The 13,760-nt window shown below is 59.2% G+C and carries 15 protein-coding genes; 11 read left to right on the forward strand and 4 right to left on the reverse strand.

The genetic code is table 11. The features are described 5' to 3' along the window. Window positions 1–124 precede the first annotated feature (124 nt). A complete protein-coding gene (gene rutR, locus NJC38_RS13225) occupies window positions 125–769 on the reverse strand; it encodes an HTH-type transcriptional regulator RutR (protein ID WP_084710191.1) in 645 nt (214 codons plus the stop codon). A gap of 454 nt (window positions 770–1,223) precedes the next feature. On the opposite strand from rutR, the gene rutA reads away from it, so the two are divergent. Genes rutA through NJC38_RS13260 form a run of 7 tightly spaced genes read left to right on the forward strand, consistent with a single transcriptional unit; the run spans window position 1,224 to window position 6,266 of the window. After that, window positions 1,224–2,348: a pyrimidine utilization protein A gene (gene rutA, locus NJC38_RS13230; RefSeq protein ID WP_045481906.1), complete on the forward strand. Its 1,125-nt coding sequence runs from the start codon at window positions 1,224–1,226 to the stop codon at window positions 2,346–2,348. After that, the gene (gene rutB, locus NJC38_RS13235; RefSeq protein WP_253115107.1) at window positions 2,345–3,082 is read left to right on the forward strand and encodes a pyrimidine utilization protein B; all 738 of its coding nucleotides are present in this window, start codon (window positions 2,345–2,347) and stop codon (window positions 3,080–3,082) included. The genes rutA and rutB overlap by 4 nt, the downstream gene beginning before the upstream one ends. Before the next feature lie 44 nt (window positions 3,083–3,126). Continuing rightward, window positions 3,127–3,534 carry a pyrimidine utilization protein C gene (gene rutC, locus NJC38_RS13240; protein WP_045481903.1) on the forward strand — a complete coding sequence of 136 codons (408 nt, stop codon included), beginning with the start codon at window positions 3,127–3,129 and terminating at the stop codon, window positions 3,532–3,534. Window positions 3,535–3,542: 8 nt separating this feature from the next. After that, window positions 3,543–4,331 (forward strand): pyrimidine utilization protein D, encoded by a 789-nt coding sequence (rutD, locus tag NJC38_RS13245; RefSeq protein WP_144403359.1) that lies wholly within the window; start codon window positions 3,543–3,545, stop codon window positions 4,329–4,331. Further along, on the forward strand, window positions 4,328–4,918 hold the full coding sequence (locus NJC38_RS13250) for a malonic semialdehyde reductase (protein ID WP_045481897.1): 591 nt from the start codon (window positions 4,328–4,330) through the stop codon (window positions 4,916–4,918). Before rutD ends, NJC38_RS13250 begins: the two co-directional genes overlap by 4 nt. A gap of 26 nt (window positions 4,919–4,944) precedes the next feature. Next, window positions 4,945–5,481, forward strand: coding sequence for an NADH-dependent FMN reductase RutF (gene rutF / locus NJC38_RS13255; protein WP_253115108.1), 537 nt, complete (start codon window positions 4,945–4,947; stop codon window positions 5,479–5,481). Window positions 5,482–5,504: 23 nt separating this feature from the next. Then, complete coding sequence (locus tag NJC38_RS13260; protein ID WP_253115109.1) at window positions 5,505–6,266, forward strand: SDR family NAD(P)-dependent oxidoreductase; 762 nt, start codon at window positions 5,505–5,507, stop codon at window positions 6,264–6,266. A 72-nt stretch (window positions 6,267–6,338) separates the two neighbouring features. On the opposite strand, the gene NJC38_RS13265 is transcribed toward NJC38_RS13260, so the two are convergent. Further along, window positions 6,339–7,796 carry a class I adenylate-forming enzyme family protein gene (locus tag NJC38_RS13265; RefSeq protein WP_253115110.1) on the reverse strand — a complete coding sequence of 486 codons (1,458 nt, stop codon included), beginning with the start codon at window positions 7,794–7,796 and terminating at the stop codon, window positions 6,339–6,341. 417 nt (window positions 7,797–8,213) lie between these two features. On the opposite strand from NJC38_RS13265, the gene NJC38_RS13270 reads away from it, so the two are divergent. The 3 genes from NJC38_RS13270 (at window position 8,214) to NJC38_RS13280 (ending at window position 10,548) form a co-directional block, all read left to right on the forward strand. After that, window positions 8,214–8,924 (forward strand): LuxR family transcriptional regulator, encoded by a 711-nt coding sequence (locus NJC38_RS13270; RefSeq protein WP_253115111.1) that lies wholly within the window; start codon window positions 8,214–8,216, stop codon window positions 8,922–8,924. 362 nt (window positions 8,925–9,286) lie between these two features. Then, the gene (locus NJC38_RS13275) at window positions 9,287–9,880 is read left to right on the forward strand and encodes an acyl-homoserine-lactone synthase (protein ID WP_253115112.1); all 594 of its coding nucleotides are present in this window, start codon (window positions 9,287–9,289) and stop codon (window positions 9,878–9,880) included. Between the two features lie 128 nt (window positions 9,881–10,008). Then, entirely contained in the window at window positions 10,009–10,548 is a 540-nt protein-coding gene (locus tag NJC38_RS13280) for a thioesterase family protein (RefSeq protein WP_045481875.1), read from the forward strand. 9 nt (window positions 10,549–10,557) lie between these two features. Here NJC38_RS13280 and NJC38_RS13285 read toward each other — a convergent pair whose 3' ends face one another. Both NJC38_RS13285 and NJC38_RS13290 read right to left on the reverse strand, forming a co-directional pair. Continuing rightward, the gene (locus NJC38_RS13285) at window positions 10,558–11,385 is read right to left on the reverse strand and encodes an NAD(P)-dependent oxidoreductase (RefSeq protein WP_253115113.1); all 828 of its coding nucleotides are present in this window, start codon (window positions 11,383–11,385) and stop codon (window positions 10,558–10,560) included. 102 nt (window positions 11,386–11,487) lie between these two features. Then, window positions 11,488–12,213, reverse strand: coding sequence for an oligogalacturonate-specific porin KdgM family protein (locus tag NJC38_RS13290; protein ID WP_253115114.1), 726 nt, complete (start codon window positions 12,211–12,213; stop codon window positions 11,488–11,490). A 348-nt stretch (window positions 12,214–12,561) separates the two neighbouring features. On the opposite strand from NJC38_RS13290, the gene NJC38_RS13295 reads away from it, so the two are divergent. Further along, window positions 12,562–13,716 carry a mandelate racemase family protein gene (locus NJC38_RS13295; protein ID WP_045481867.1) on the forward strand — a complete coding sequence of 385 codons (1,155 nt, stop codon included), beginning with the start codon at window positions 12,562–12,564 and terminating at the stop codon, window positions 13,714–13,716. Window positions 13,717–13,760 lie beyond the last annotated feature (44 nt).

The following is a 13,760-nucleotide window of genomic DNA, read 5'->3' on the forward strand; positions in this document are numbered from 1 at the left end:
AGGACTGCCGGGCGTGAGCCGCAGGGGCGTAATAAGGCGTTGAGGCGGGGGCGGGCGGTGAAGCGGCGAAGTGCTGAGGCTTAAGGAGCAGTCTTGCGGGCTGCTCCAGTTGTTTGTCAGGCGATCAGCGCTCAGTGTCAGGGCGGGGGCGAATGCCGTGGCAGAGCAAGTTCTGCAGGTTATGCAAAACCTCTTCAAAGAACACCGGGTCCGCCAGTGTTTTGCCCGTAATGGCTTGTATCTGAGTGCTGAAGTCGGCGTAGTGCTGAGTCGTGCTCCAGATCGAGAAGATCAGGTGATAAGGGTCCAGCGGCGCCAGTTTGCCTGCTTCGATCCAGCTCTGAATCACTGCGGCCTTGTTCTCGACCATCTGCCGTAGCTGTTGTTCGAGTTGCGCCTTTATCAGCGGGGCGCCTTGCATGATCTCCATGCAGAACAGTTTCGACTCGGCGGGGTGGTCGCGAGACAGCTCAAGCTTGGCGCGGATGTAGTCCCCGATGGCGTCCATCGGCTGCTGTTGGACATCGAAGCCCTTGAGCGGCAACAGCCAGATCTCCAGCAGATGCTGCAGCACATTGGTGTACAGCTCTTCCTTGCTGGAAAAGTAGTAGAGCAAATTGGTCTTGGACACGTCCGCTGCTGCGGCGACCTGGTCAAGGCTGGTGCCGTGCATGCCGAACCGGGAAAACAGCTCCAGCGCTGCGTGAATGATCGACTCGCGCTTGTTCTTTATCTGCGCCTGGCGGCGCTGTTCCGATTTCGCACTCATGCTGCGCGCCACGGTGGTCTTTACCCCGGCAGCAGGCTTTTTGGTTTTGCCGGTGACCTTTTTGGCGGCAGCCTTTTTCAGTGTCTTGCCAGCGGCAGCCACGTTTTCGACGGATTTGCTTTTCACGATCTCAACCACCCAGCGAATCGAGCGGCGATTGTATCAGGCTTGCTCGTGAGGGCAGATCTGGCATCGCCAGCCTGTGGCGCTAATGCCTGTGTTATTGACGGATGTCAGGTGCCAAGCCTTCGGTGCCCCATGCTGGCTCGCTGCGCATCAATATCGGGCAGCTTTTAAAATTCAAACGGTTCAAAACAGACCATTTGGTCTGCCAATGAATTATTTTTTTATCTAACTAATTGATAAAAAACAACAAAAAATAAATGGCATGACGCATGCAAAGCTTCTTTCGACCCGCATCCAATGGGGATGTGCACGGCGAGTGGAGAAGCTTATGAAGGTGGGTATCTTTATCCCGATCGGCAACAACGGCTGGCTGATTTCCGAAAACGCTCCTCAGTACAAACCAACGTTCGAACTGAACAAACAGATCACGTTGGCGGCCGAGCACTATGGTTTCGACTTCGCCTTGTCGATGATCAAACTGCGCGGTTTCGGTGGCAAAACCGAGTTCTGGGATCACAACCTGGAGTCGTTCACCCTGATGGCGGGCCTGGCGGCGGTCACCAGCCGTATCCAACTTTTCGCCACCGCCCCTTCGCTGGTCATGCCGCCGGCGATCATCGCGCGCATGGCGGCGACCATCGACTCGATTTCCAACGGCCGCTTCGGCGTTAACCTGGTCACCGGCTGGCAGCGCCCCGAGTACTCGCAGATGGGCATGTGGCCTGGGGATGAGTTCTTTTCCAATCGCTACGAATACCTCTCTGAATATATCCAGGTACTGCGTGACCTGTGGGGCACCGGTAAATCCGATTTCAAGGGCGCGCACTTCCAGATGGACGACTGCCGCGTCAGCCCCCAGCCGCAGGCCAACATGAAAGTGATCTGTGCCGGGCAAAGCGACGCTGGCATGGCCTTTTCGGCGCAGCATGCCGACCACAACTTCTGTTTCGGCAAGGGCATCAACACGCCCAAGGCCTTTGCCCCCGCCGCGCAGAAGCTGATTGAGGCGAGCCGTGAAACCGGTCGTGACGTCACTACCTTCGTGCTGATGATGGTCATCGCCGATGAGACCGACGAAGCCGCCCGCGCCAAGTGGGAGCACTACAAGGCTGGCGTCGATGAAGAGGCGGTCGCCTGGTTGGGCGCGCAAGGTGCGGTCGACAAAACCTCCGGAGCTGACACCAATGTGCGTCAAATGGCCGATCGGACCAATGCCGTCAATATCAATATGGGCACCCTGGTGGGCTCTTACGCCAACGTTGCGCGCATGCTCGACGAAGTGGCCGAAGTGGAGGGCACCGAAGGCGTGTTGCTGACCTTCGACGACTTTATCGCAGGCGTTGAAGCCTTTGGGCAGCGCATCCAGCCGCTGATGAAAAGCCGTATCGAGGTGGCCACGCCGGTGCCCAGCCAGGCCGACTCCCAACCCGCAGCTGTCGGGGTTGCATCATGAGCACTGCCAAGAACCTGACCATCCCGGCGGGTATCGCCGAGGTGCCGGGCGCCGGTGCGCCGATCGTGCTGCCGGCGCGCCCGGAGCCTCTGTACCTGCATCAAACCAATACGGCGTTGATCGTGGTTGACATGCAAAACGCCTACGCCAGTGTCGGTGGTTATGTTGACTCGGCCGGCTTCGATATTTCCGGTGCCCAAAGCGTCATTGCCAAGACCGGCGAGGCCATCGCTGCGGCGCGGGCGGCCGGGATCTGCGTGATCTATCTGCAGAACGGTTGGGACAGCGACTACGTGGAGGCCGGCGGCCCCGGTTCGCCGAACTGGTACAAGTCCAACGCCCTGAAAACCATGCGTAAAAATCCGCACCTGCAGGGGCGCTTTCTCGCCAAGGGCGGTTGGGACTATCAGATCGTCGACGCGCTCGCGCCGCAACCGGGCGACATCGTGGTGCCAAAGCCGCGCTACAGCGGTTTCTTCAACAGCAGCCTGGACAGCACCTTGCGTGCCCGGGGCATCCGCAATCTGGTCTTCACCGGGATCGCTACCAATGTCTGCGTTGAAAGCACCCTGCGCGATGCCTTTCACCTTGAGTACTTCGGCGTAATGCTCCACGACGCCACCCATGAGCTGGGCGGCGCGCCCATACAGGCCAGCACGGTTTACAACATCGAAAGCTTCTTCGGCTGGGTTTCCACCGTAGATGACTTCATCACCAGCATCGCGGCGCACTGATCGTCAGGTCGCTCTTCTCGTTTTTAACTTATGAGGTTACTCCCATGCCCAAACAAGTCATCACTCCGCCAGGCACCGGCAAACCGCTCGCCCCTTTCGTCCCCGGCACACTGGCCGACGGCATTCTTTATGTATCGGGCACCCTGCCATTCGACAGCGAGAACAACGTGGTGCACGTCGGTGATGCTGCGGCGCAGACCCGGCATGTCCTGAACATCATCAAGGGTGTTGTCGAAACAGCGGGCGGCACCATGGATGACATCACGTTCAACCACGTTTTCCTGAAAAACTGGGAAGACTATGCGGCTATCAACAGCGTGTATGCCGAATTCTTTCCCGGTGAAAAACCGGCGCGCTATTGCGTGCAGACCGGCCTGGTCAAAGCCGATGCCCTGATCGAGATCGCCAGCATCGCTCATATTGGCAAAGCGCCTGCAGGTAACGCCCAGTGAGTACGGCCCTGCACTTTGATGTGCACGGACCTGCCGATGGGCCTGCGGTGCTGCTGTCATCCGGGCTGGGCGGCGCGGCGGGCTACTGGTCGGCGCTGGTTCCACGGCTGGTAGCCGCCGGCTATAAGGTCATCGCCTACGACCAGCGCGGCACCGGGCGCAGTCGTCAGACGTTGGCGCAGGATTACCGTATTGCCGATATGGCCCTGGACATTCGCGACCTGCTTGACATCACGCAGACCGGCGAATGCCACTTGATCGGCCATGCACTGGGCGGGCTGGCCGGGCTGCAACTGGCGCTGGATTTCCCTGAGCGGCTGCGCAGCCTGACCCTGATCAATGCCTGGGCGGCGCCCAACCCGCATTCGGCGCGCTGCTTCGAGGCGCGTCTGGCGTTGCTGGATGCGGTTGGCCCGCGCGCTTACGTCGAGGCGCAGCCGATCTTCCTGTACCCGGCCAGTTGGTGTGCGGCCAACGCCGAGACAGTGCAAGCCGAAGTGGAGCATGCCTTTGCCGGCTTTCCTGAGGTCGCCACCATGAAGGCGCGCATTGCGGCGCTTCGCCGGTTCGATATCAGTGAGCGGTTGGCCGGGATCAACGTTGCCACGCTGGTGTCGGCGGCCAGAGACGATGTACTGGTGCCCTGGACCTGTTCGCAACAGCTTGCCCAAGGCTTGCCCAATGCACGCCTGCATATCGTCGAGCAGGGCGCGCACGCCCACAACATCACTGCCGCCAGCGTGTTCAACGAACAGTTGTTGGCGTTTCTTGAGGCCCAATCCGGGGAGCGTACATGAGCCAAGCTTTGAATGATGCCGCGCTGGCTACCCTGTTCAGCGCAGCCCGTACCCACAACGGCTGGAGCGATCAGCGCATTGATGACGATGTCCTGCGTCAACTCTATGACCTGCTGAAAATGGCGCCCACCTCGGCCAACTGTTCGCCCGGTCGCTTCGTGTTTCTGCGCAGCGCGGCCGCCAAGGAGCGTCTGGCACCTGCTTTGTCCAAGGGCAATCTGGAGAAAACCATGACCGCTCCGGTCAGCGTGATCGTTGCCTGGGACCGGGCCTTCTACGAGCACCTGCCGACACTGTTTGCGCACGCCGACGCCAAGAGCTGGTTTACCCACAGCCCTGAAGCCGCGCATGAGACCGCATTTCGTAACGGCTCGCTGCAGGGGGCCTACTTGATCATGGCGGCTCGCTCGTTGGGGCTGGATGTTGGCGCTTTGTCAGGCTTCGATGCCCAAAAGGTCGATGCCGAGTTCTTTGCCGGTAGCACCTGGACGGCCAACTTCATCGTCAACCTCGGCCACGGTAACCCGGAAAAACTGTACGACCGCCTGCCACGGCTGGCCTTCGACGACGCCTGTCAGTTGCTCTGAAATCAACTTCAATCTGGTAACCCATCATGTCTAGCAGCCTTGCAACCTTCAGTGCGTCGCACGCCATTGAGCACTCGGCGCCCGGTAAAGCCGAGTTCCGCAGCGCCATGGCGCGCCTCGGTGCTGCCGTTAACATCATCACCACCGATGGTCCTGGCGGCCGGGCCGGCTTTACCGCATCTGCGGTGTGCAGCGTCAGCGATGAGCCGCCGAGCCTGCTGGTGTGCCTCAACCGCAGCGCCTCGGTGTACGAAACCTTCAAACGCAACGCGGTGCTGTGCGTGAACGTGTTGGGCGCCGGGCAGCAGGATATTTCCAACCTGTTCGGTGGCAAGACCTCGATGGACGAGCGTTTCGCGGCAGCTACATGGCAGACCGGCGTTTCTGGCTCGCCGGTGATGCAACAGGCCAGTGTCTCTTTCGATTGCCGGCTGCAGCAGATCACCGAGGTCGGCACCCACGATGTGCTCATCTGTGAAGTGCTGGCGATCCACAGCACCGCGCAGGCGCACAGCCTGATCTATTTCAATCGGCAGTATCACGAACTGCAAGCCAGTTGCTGACCCTTGACCAGACTGAGAATGTCATGAGCAAAGTCGTTTTTATTACCGGCGCTACGTCCGGCTTCGGTCGCGCGACTGCGCGGCGTTTCGCCGCTGCCGGGTGGTCGCTGATCCTGACCGGGCGACGCATTGAGCGGCTGCTGGCGTTGCAGGACGAACTGGGCGCAAGCGTGCCGGTGCATATCGCGCAACTCGATGTGAGCGACGCCGAGGCTGTAGCGCATGCCGTCGCGCAGTTACCGCCCGCTTTTGCGCGCATCGACGCACTGGTCAACAACGCAGGTCTGGCACTGGCGCCGCAGCCTGCGCAGACGGTGGCGCTGCAAGATTGGCACACCATGATCGACACCAACATCACCGGGCTGGTCAATGTCACCCATGCCGTGCTGCCCAAACTGCTGGAAACCGGCCAGGGCGCGAGCATCATCAATATCGGCTCGGTGGCGGGCGAATGGCCTTACCCGGGCGGGCATGTGTATGGTGCCAGTAAGGCGTTCGTCAAACAGTTCAGCTATAACCTGCGCTGCGACCTGATCGCCACTGGTGTGCGGGTCACCGACATTGCCCCAGGAATTGCCGAAACCGAGTTTACCCTGGTGCGAACCAACGGCAATCAGGCTGCCAGCGATGCGCTGTATGGCAGTACAACGCCATTGACTGCTGAGGACATTGCCGAGCAGATTTTTTATGTGTGCAGCCTGCCGTCGCATATCAATATCAATCGTCTCGAAGTGGTTCCGACACGCCAGGCGTGGGCGGCCTATGCCATCGATCGCGACAATTAATGGATGGGAAAAGCGTCTTGGCTGGCCTGTGACGGGGGGGATGTCTATCTGAAGTCAGTGACGGGCACAGTTTCAAGTCAGTGATTTCAAAAGCGGAATTCTGTCATTACCCGTACTTTGAGCGCCGAGTTGCCGGCGCAGGCGTGCACGATCCGGCTTGCCGGAGGTTGTCAGCGGCATTTTGTCGAGCACCGTGATGGTTGCGCTGATGCCCAGCCGGTCGAGCAGGCCGCGCAGTGCCGTCTGCTGCTGGTCAGCCGCAGTGGCACTGGCCTGGACAGCGACACAGGCGCGGCGACGGTCGTGCTCGTCCACCATGACCACGACGCACTCCGGCATCAGTGTCTGCGCAATATGTCGCTCGATGTCGGGCGTGAACTGAATGCCTTGTGTGCTGAGCAGGGCATCAGTGGCCCGGCCCATCAAGATCAGGCTGCCGTCAGCAAGTCGACGGGCGATGTCGCCACAGGCGTGAACATCATCCTCTCTCGCATCGCTCGCAAGCGGGTAGTAGCCTGATCCATGGTGGGCGCAGCGGGCGCTGATCTCGCCGATGTCGGGGTACCCTGGGTCGATGGCGGTCAGTGTCACTTCAACGTTGCCCAGCGGGCGCATGCCACTTTCGAGCTGCAGACCGGGGCTGAAGTCGGCGAGGATCATGCCGAATTCAGCGCAGCCGTAAATCCGCTTGATATGAATGCCCAGGCAGCGCTCGGCTTGCAGCAAGATCTGCTCATCCAGATAAGGGTCTTCACACAATGGCATGGCCAGTGCTGGCAAGCGAATACCAGTCTGTTCGGCGGCCTGTGTCAGGGCCAGATACTGTGACGGCAATGCACTCATCACGGTGATGCGCTGTTGGTCGAGAGTGCGCAGGGTCTCTTCGACGTTCGCGGCCTCGCCTAAATATAATGTCGCGCCGGTCAAAAGCGCCGGGAACACATGCAGGTCTGTGGCATGGCGGCTATCAAGGCTATGGATGTTCAGATAGCGTGCGCTGGCGTCGAGCCCTGCGGATTCGACCCAGTGCAGGATCTCCCGATGCAGATGCTCCTGGCGCCATAACGCGAGCCGGAGTGCGCCAGGGGCGCCAGTGGTTTCCTGCATGCGCATCAAGCCGGTCTGTTGCTGGTGGGCAGGCGCTTGCAGGGTGGCAGGTGGCTGGCTGCGCAGGGCGAAACTGGGAACCTGGGTGCCTGCGGGCATGGTGCCGTATTCTGTGACCAGCACGGCGGCATGCACCTGTTTCAGGCGTTTGGCCCGGTACGCCGTGCTGCAGGCCAGGCTTATCGGGCAGTGCACCAGCTCCAGGCTGGCCATGGCGAACAGTAGCGCGACATAGCCGATGCTGTTGCCCAGCTGCGTGACCACCACATCGCCGTTACGCAAGCCGACCGCGTGCAGGCGGGCGCGCAAGGCTTCTATGTCCTGAAGCAGATCAGCATAGGTGCGGATGTTGCCGTGGCGATCGACAACTGCCGGGTGGTCTGGGTGGCGGGTCGCCACGTTCAAGAACTGCTGCTGAAGCACTCGTGGGTCTCCTTGAAGATCAGCTGAAAGACAGCGTCGGGTATTGGCGCCGGATCAGTTGGTTCGTCGGCCACAAGTTGGGTCGGTGTGCAGCGTCGAGGTGTGGTGGCATTGCAGGTTCGGCAGATCAATGGCGAGTCTTGGCAAGGCAGCGCCGGCTCGCGGTCGTAACCAGGCCAGCTTGTTCAAACCGGCTTAGTTAACAGGGGCGTTGCGCAAACGGCTAGCTCCCGGATGAGGGGGGTTGTAGTGTGTTTTGGTTTCTGAATGCCTTGGCAACTTGTACATGCCGTGGATTGATTTCAAAAAGCCATATCACTATTTTGTCTATGGTTTCAGTGAATGGATTGATCCGCTCGCGTACCATCTCGGGATGGTGCACCGGGTAAAAGGTGGCACCAGGGTGGGAGAGTGGCCATGCTGGCAATTGATGAACTGATACAGCTCTGTGAGACAGAGCGTTATGAGAACTGGCTGGCGAGTCTCAAGACGTTGACGCTCAAGCTGGGTTACTCGAATTTTCTGGTAGGCCTCAAGCCAGGCGTCGCCGCCGCTGGCCAGCAAGTGCTGATTCACACTGACTACCCGGTCGCCTGGCGGACCCAGTACGATGCCCAGTCCTATATGGCTGTCGACCCGATTGTTCATCACTGTCTGGGTTCGAACCGGCCGCTGATCTGGAAGCGGGAAAATTATCGGCTGCCGTCGGAGTCAGCGTTCTTTGAGGAGGCGACGATGTACGGGCTCGAACAGGGGCTGGCGTTGCCCCTGCACGGCCCCAGAGGCGAGGCTGGCATGCTTTGCCTCAAGCCTGATGAGAAGGGTGCCCAGGCTGGCGTGACCATGCTGCAGTCGTTGCCGATGGCAACCATGTTGCGTGATTACGCCATTGAGTGGGTGCTCAGGGCTCAGGCCGAACACAACGCGCCGGTGCATCTGACGGCACGGGAGAAAGAGGTGCTGCAATGGAGCGCCGCCGGCAAGACGACCTGGGAAATCTCGATGATCCTGTCCTGTACCACCTCAGCGATCGACTTCCATTTCAAGAACATCCGCCGCAAGTTCCAGGTCAGTTCTCGGCAGATGGCGGTGCTGCGAGCCATTCAACAGAAACTGATCACGCCCTGACTGGCGTGGGGTTTGCGCCAGGTCGCTTTCTTGCAGGCGCCCGCTGAGGTAAAGGCGAAGCAGAATGTAAACCGGCGCGGGGACCTGGCTGGTGCACTCGATGCGGCTGGCGCAGGCCTGGCTGATGCCGAACCTTGACCAGAATTCGGTCTGGCTCTGCTTGAGGTTCAGGCGCCGACTAATGGCTTGATGGGCGACCTCGCGGACTGCCGAGGTGTTGAGAAGCTTCATCTGGATAGATCCTCGCAAAGCCCCAAACTAACAAACCCGCCAGGCGTGAACCACCTCCTTAATCTGGGAGGCTCTAATTTATTCATTTTGAATATACCGTTCTCGGCAATATCCAGCCAACGGTAGTCACCATGTTTATTTCTATTGAGCGCCGCACTAATACCCATCCACAAGCGTTGAACGCCATGCACAAGCTGCGTGCGCGGATCTTCAAACATAAGAAGATGTGGGATATTCCGCTGATCAATGACATGGAAATCGATGGCTATGATGCGCTTGATCCTTACTACATGATTATTAACGAAAGTTCTGATCAGGCGTATGTTTGCGGTTGTTGGCGGATTCTGCCGACGACAGGCCCAAACATGTTGGCGCATACCTTCCCGGAACTGTTGCACGGCCAGCCGGCGCCCTGTTCCGAATCGATCTGGGAGCTGAGCCGGTTTGCCATCGAGTTGCCGGACGGCAACCGTTTCGGTTTCTCGATGGGCACCACCCAGGCCATTCACGCGATCGTCAACTTCGCCATTGATTGCGGCGTCGAGCAGTTCGTTACCGTGACGACGGTCGGTGTTGAAAAAATGCTGATCCGGCTGGGGCTGGATATCAGCCGTTTTGGCCCGGCGCTGCAGATCGGCGTCGAGCGTGCGGTCGCGCTGCGCATCGAGTTGAACGATAAAACCACCGCAGCGCTGGAAAAGGCACTCAGTGGCATGCGCCATTGAGTGCAGCGTTTGATGACGGTCAATGATCAACATGCACAGTCTTTGGCAAAACTGTAAGTTACAGACCTACCCTTCAATAGCGGGGCTGGCCTAAAGTCTGTTCTTGATATCTCAGGCGCGGGTGGGTCATGAATCTCTGGTTTCGATTGTTGTGCATGTTATTACGCCGGCCGTGGCGGCACCCGGTTGAGGGGACCGCTGTTACTTCACTGCATCTGCGGGTGTGGCCGCTTGATCTTGATTTGAATCGGCATGTCACTAATGGTCGTTACTTTACCCTGGCGGATGTCGGGCGCATGGATTTCGTACTGCGTACCGGTGCCTATAAAGTTGCACTGCGACATAAAGCCGTGCCCATCGTCGGTGACGCCTGGGGCAAGTTTCGTCGGGAGTTGAAGCTGTTCGAAGCCTTCGAGCTTCAAACCCGCCTGTTGGGCTGGGACGAAAAGTGGGTGTTTCTTGAACACCGCTTCGTCAGTCGTGGGCGGGTGGTGGGCGTGGTCATCATCCGTGGGCTGTTTCGCTCGGCCAGAGGGCTGGTCGCACCGGCTGAGCTGGTCAGCGCGCTGGGGCTGGCGGAGCAGTCTGCGGCCATTCCCCAGTGGCTGGCGGCCTGGTCGAGCAGTTGCGACCAGATGAGTCAGGACCTGCGTGATGAAGCTTTATAAGAACAGGGTTCAGAACGGCCCTGCAGTGGTAAAGGCGCCGCCCTGCAAGGTGGCGCTGCGGTCGTCGGCTGCCGGTTTTGGCAACTGCTCCATCCTGGCGCGAAAGCGCTCGGAGCTGTCTTGCGGGTTGAAACCCAGGTGCGCCGCGTAGCGGTTGTTCCACCACAGATCGCGGTTGGCCGATACGCCATACACCACGGTGTGCCCGACGTTCTCGGCAAGCAATGAGCGCTCGACCAGATGGGCCAGGTCGCTGTAGCTCAGCCAGGTCGAGAGCATGCGCAGGTTGCGCGGTTCCGGGAATGCCGAACCGATTCGCAGGCTTACGGTTTCGATGCCGTAGCGATGAAAATAGAACGTTGCCAGGTCTTCGCCGTAAGACTTCGACAGTGCGTAGTAACAGTCTGGCCGGCGCAGAGAATGAGCGTCGAGCTGTTCATCCTGTGGGTAAAAGCCGGTCACATGATTGGAGCTGGCGAAGATCACCCGTTTGATGCCGTGGATGCGCGCAGCCTCATAGATATGAAAGGTGCCACGGATATTGGCATCAAGAATCTCTTCGAACGCTCGCTCGGTAGAGATCCCGCCCAGATGCACAATCGCATCGACATCCTGAGCGAGTGCCAGTACGCCTGGCTTGTCGGCCAGGTTGCAACTTATCACTTCTTCATGATCGCCGGCGGCGGGCGCCATCGGGCTGATGTCCGATGCGCGCACGATGTTGGCATGGGCCTGCAGTGCTTCACGCATGATCTGCCCCAGACCGCCGGCAGCGCCGGTCAGCAGCAGACGATTGAAGGGTTTGCCTGAGTCGGCAGGCACGGATGAGGTGGTCATGGCGAGCGCCTTCTGTTGAGAAAACGAGGGTTGAGCAAGCGGGGGATTTCGCGTCTTGCAGCAATGCCGGGCAACCCTGGTGGTTGCCCGGCGGCGGGGGTATTACAAGAAGTTGTACTGGATGCCTACACGCCAGCGGGCCTGACGGTCATCGGTGGTGGAGTTGACTTTGATGTCACCCACTTCCATGAACGGCTGCCACTGTTTGTTGATCTTGTACTTCACGACCATGTTTTGCTCGTAGTCGCTCTTCTTGTTGTCGTAGCGGATGTAATCGGTATCGAAGTAGATGTACTGGTACTCGAAGGCCCAAGGGCCTGACGGGGTCCAGCCAAGCCAGCCTTCAAAACGCGTGGTGTTCTGGTTGTCTTTGGCGCGGTCATCCTTGCTGCGATCGATCACGTCGCGGTCCAGGCGTCTGGCGTCATGGCGAATGCGGGTTGCGACATACCAGGCATCGTCGATCTTGTAGGTGTACTTCAAGCCGAACTTGTACGTGGTGGCGTCTTTGACGCTGTCCATGATGAACAAGGGCTGCAGTGTCGATTTGGCACTGAGCTTGTAGTTGTAGTCCACCGTGAACTCGTGGCCGTTGTTTACGACGTTGTCGTAGGCAACGTCTTCGCGATCACCGGCAGTCTTGTATTTGACCTCGGCAGCGAAGCCCAGACCGCTGTCCATGCGGTAGCTGAGTTTGATCCGGTCGGAGTGGATGCTGTCGTCTTCAGTAAAACTGTGACGGTAGTTGATGCTCGCAGAATCGGCGCAAGCGTAGAAAGACAGGCCGAGCGTACCTACAGCAATGAGGTTGCGGAGTGTTGTGTTCATGCGATCTTCTTTTTTGTTGTTGTAGAGGTCGTTATGAGTGGTGTGCGGTGGGTGTGAGTGGGGTGTGGGTGGCGCCTCCGTGGTGAATTTCCAAATAAGTTATCGTACAACTTTTAGGTTGTCTAGAAAATCTTTGAATGTTGTCATATCACGGGTGTTAAAGGCTCTAAATCAATGGTTTCAGGCTTGATTACCATCTTTTGACAGGGGTTTTTTGGGAGAAATATCGCCGGATAGGCGGGTTTAGAAAGTTTTCAGGGGGTGCTTTTCAAACGTTGTATGATGACGTAGGATCGATCCCAGAGCGTGACACACCCGCCACAAATCCAAGAAGAAGGCCCGACCTCAATGATCATCACCGCTGTCAACGTCCAGATCTTTTCCTACCCCACGCGCCGCGCTGTAGACAGCGCCGGCCATGCCCATCCGGGCGACGTGAGCCAGGCCAAAATGGCCTTGCTGCGGATCAAGACCGAATGCGGCAACGAAGGTTATGCACTCGGTGCGCCCGAGCTGATTCGTCCTTACGTGCTGGATAACTTCGTGCGCAAGGTGCTGGTTGGCGCCAATGCATTCGATCGCGAAAAAATCTGGCACGACCTGGCGCACTGGCAGCGCGGCAGCGCCAGCCAGCTGACCGACCGTGCTCTGGCGCTGGTCGAACAGGCGCTGTGGGACTGGGCCGGCCGCAAGCTGAACGTGCCAGTGCACAAGCTGATTGGCGGCTTCCGCGACAAGGTCCCGGCCTACGGCTCGACCATGTGCGGTGACGAGCTCGAAGGCGGTCTGTCGACCCCGGAAGAGTACGGCCGTTTCGCCGAGACCCTGGTCAAGCGTGGCTACAAGGCAATCAAACTGCACACCTGGATGCCGCCGGTGTCTTTCGCGCCAAGCGTGAGCATGGACATCAAGGCCTGCGCCGCAGTCCGTGAAGCGGTAGGTCCGGACATCGCGCTGATGATCGACGGTTATCACTGGTACAGCCGTACCGATGCCCTGACCATCGGCCGCGCGCTGGAAAAACTCGATTTCGCCTGGTTCGAAGAACCGATGATGGAAGACTCGGCCGAGTCTTACGCCTGGCTGGCGCGTCAGCTGGACATCCCGATCCTGGGCCCGGAAAGTCTGGGCGGCAAGCACCTGAGCCGCGCCAGCTGGGTGAAGAATGATGTGTGCGACATCCTGCGTGCCGGGGTTGCCGGTGTCGGTGGTATCACCCCGTGCCTGAAGGTCGCCCACATGGCCGAGTCGTTCGGCATGGATTGCGAAATCCACGGTAATGGGGCTGCCAACCTGAACGTGGTCGGTGCAATCAAGAACTGCACCTGGTACGAGCGCGGCCTGCTGCACCCGTTCCTGGACTACGACGAAGTGCCGGCCTACCTCACTCGTCTGGTCGACCCGATGGACCAGGATGGTTTCGTGCACCTGTCTGACCTGCCAGGTCTGGGCGAGGACATCGACTTCAACTACGTCGAGACCAATACGCTCCAGAGTTTCTGATTCGCGCAACACGCTGAGATTGGCGGTACGCACCATTGCGTGCC

Source organism: Pseudomonas sp. 21LCFQ010, from assembly GCF_024129905.1.
Lineage (GTDB): Bacteria > Pseudomonadota > Gammaproteobacteria > Pseudomonadales > Pseudomonadaceae > Aquipseudomonas.

What these genes read in the sequence shown, in the direction of transcription:
- NJC38_RS13275 (WP_253115112.1), top strand. Translation starts at nt 9,287, where the DNA reads ATGTTTATTTCTATTGAGCGCCGCACTAATACCCATCCACAAGCGTTG.
- rutC (WP_045481903.1), top strand. Translation starts at nt 3,127, where the DNA reads ATGCCCAAACAAGTCATCACTCCGCCAGGCACCGGCAAACCGCTCGCC.
- NJC38_RS13250 (WP_045481897.1), top strand. Translation starts at nt 4,328, where the DNA reads ATGAGCCAAGCTTTGAATGATGCCGCGCTGGCTACCCTGTTCAGCGCA.
- NJC38_RS13295 (WP_045481867.1), top strand. Translation starts at nt 12,562, where the DNA reads ATGATCATCACCGCTGTCAACGTCCAGATCTTTTCCTACCCCACGCGC.
- NJC38_RS13290 (WP_253115114.1), bottom strand. Translation starts at nt 12,213, where the DNA reads ATGAACACAACACTCCGCAACCTCATTGCTGTAGGTACGCTCGGCCTG.
- rutR (WP_084710191.1), bottom strand. Translation starts at nt 769, where the DNA reads ATGAGTGCGAAATCGGAACAGCGCCGCCAGGCGCAGATAAAGAACAAG.
- rutA (WP_045481906.1), top strand. Translation starts at nt 1,224, where the DNA reads ATGAAGGTGGGTATCTTTATCCCGATCGGCAACAACGGCTGGCTGATT.
- NJC38_RS13280 (WP_045481875.1), top strand. Translation starts at nt 10,009, where the DNA reads ATGAATCTCTGGTTTCGATTGTTGTGCATGTTATTACGCCGGCCGTGG.
- rutB (WP_253115107.1), top strand. Translation starts at nt 2,345, where the DNA reads ATGAGCACTGCCAAGAACCTGACCATCCCGGCGGGTATCGCCGAGGTG.
- rutF (WP_253115108.1), top strand. Translation starts at nt 4,945, where the DNA reads ATGTCTAGCAGCCTTGCAACCTTCAGTGCGTCGCACGCCATTGAGCAC.
- NJC38_RS13285 (WP_253115113.1), bottom strand. Translation starts at nt 11,385, where the DNA reads ATGACCACCTCATCCGTGCCTGCCGACTCAGGCAAACCCTTCAATCGT.
- NJC38_RS13270 (WP_253115111.1), top strand. Translation starts at nt 8,214, where the DNA reads ATGCTGGCAATTGATGAACTGATACAGCTCTGTGAGACAGAGCGTTAT.
- NJC38_RS13260 (WP_253115109.1), top strand. Translation starts at nt 5,505, where the DNA reads ATGAGCAAAGTCGTTTTTATTACCGGCGCTACGTCCGGCTTCGGTCGC.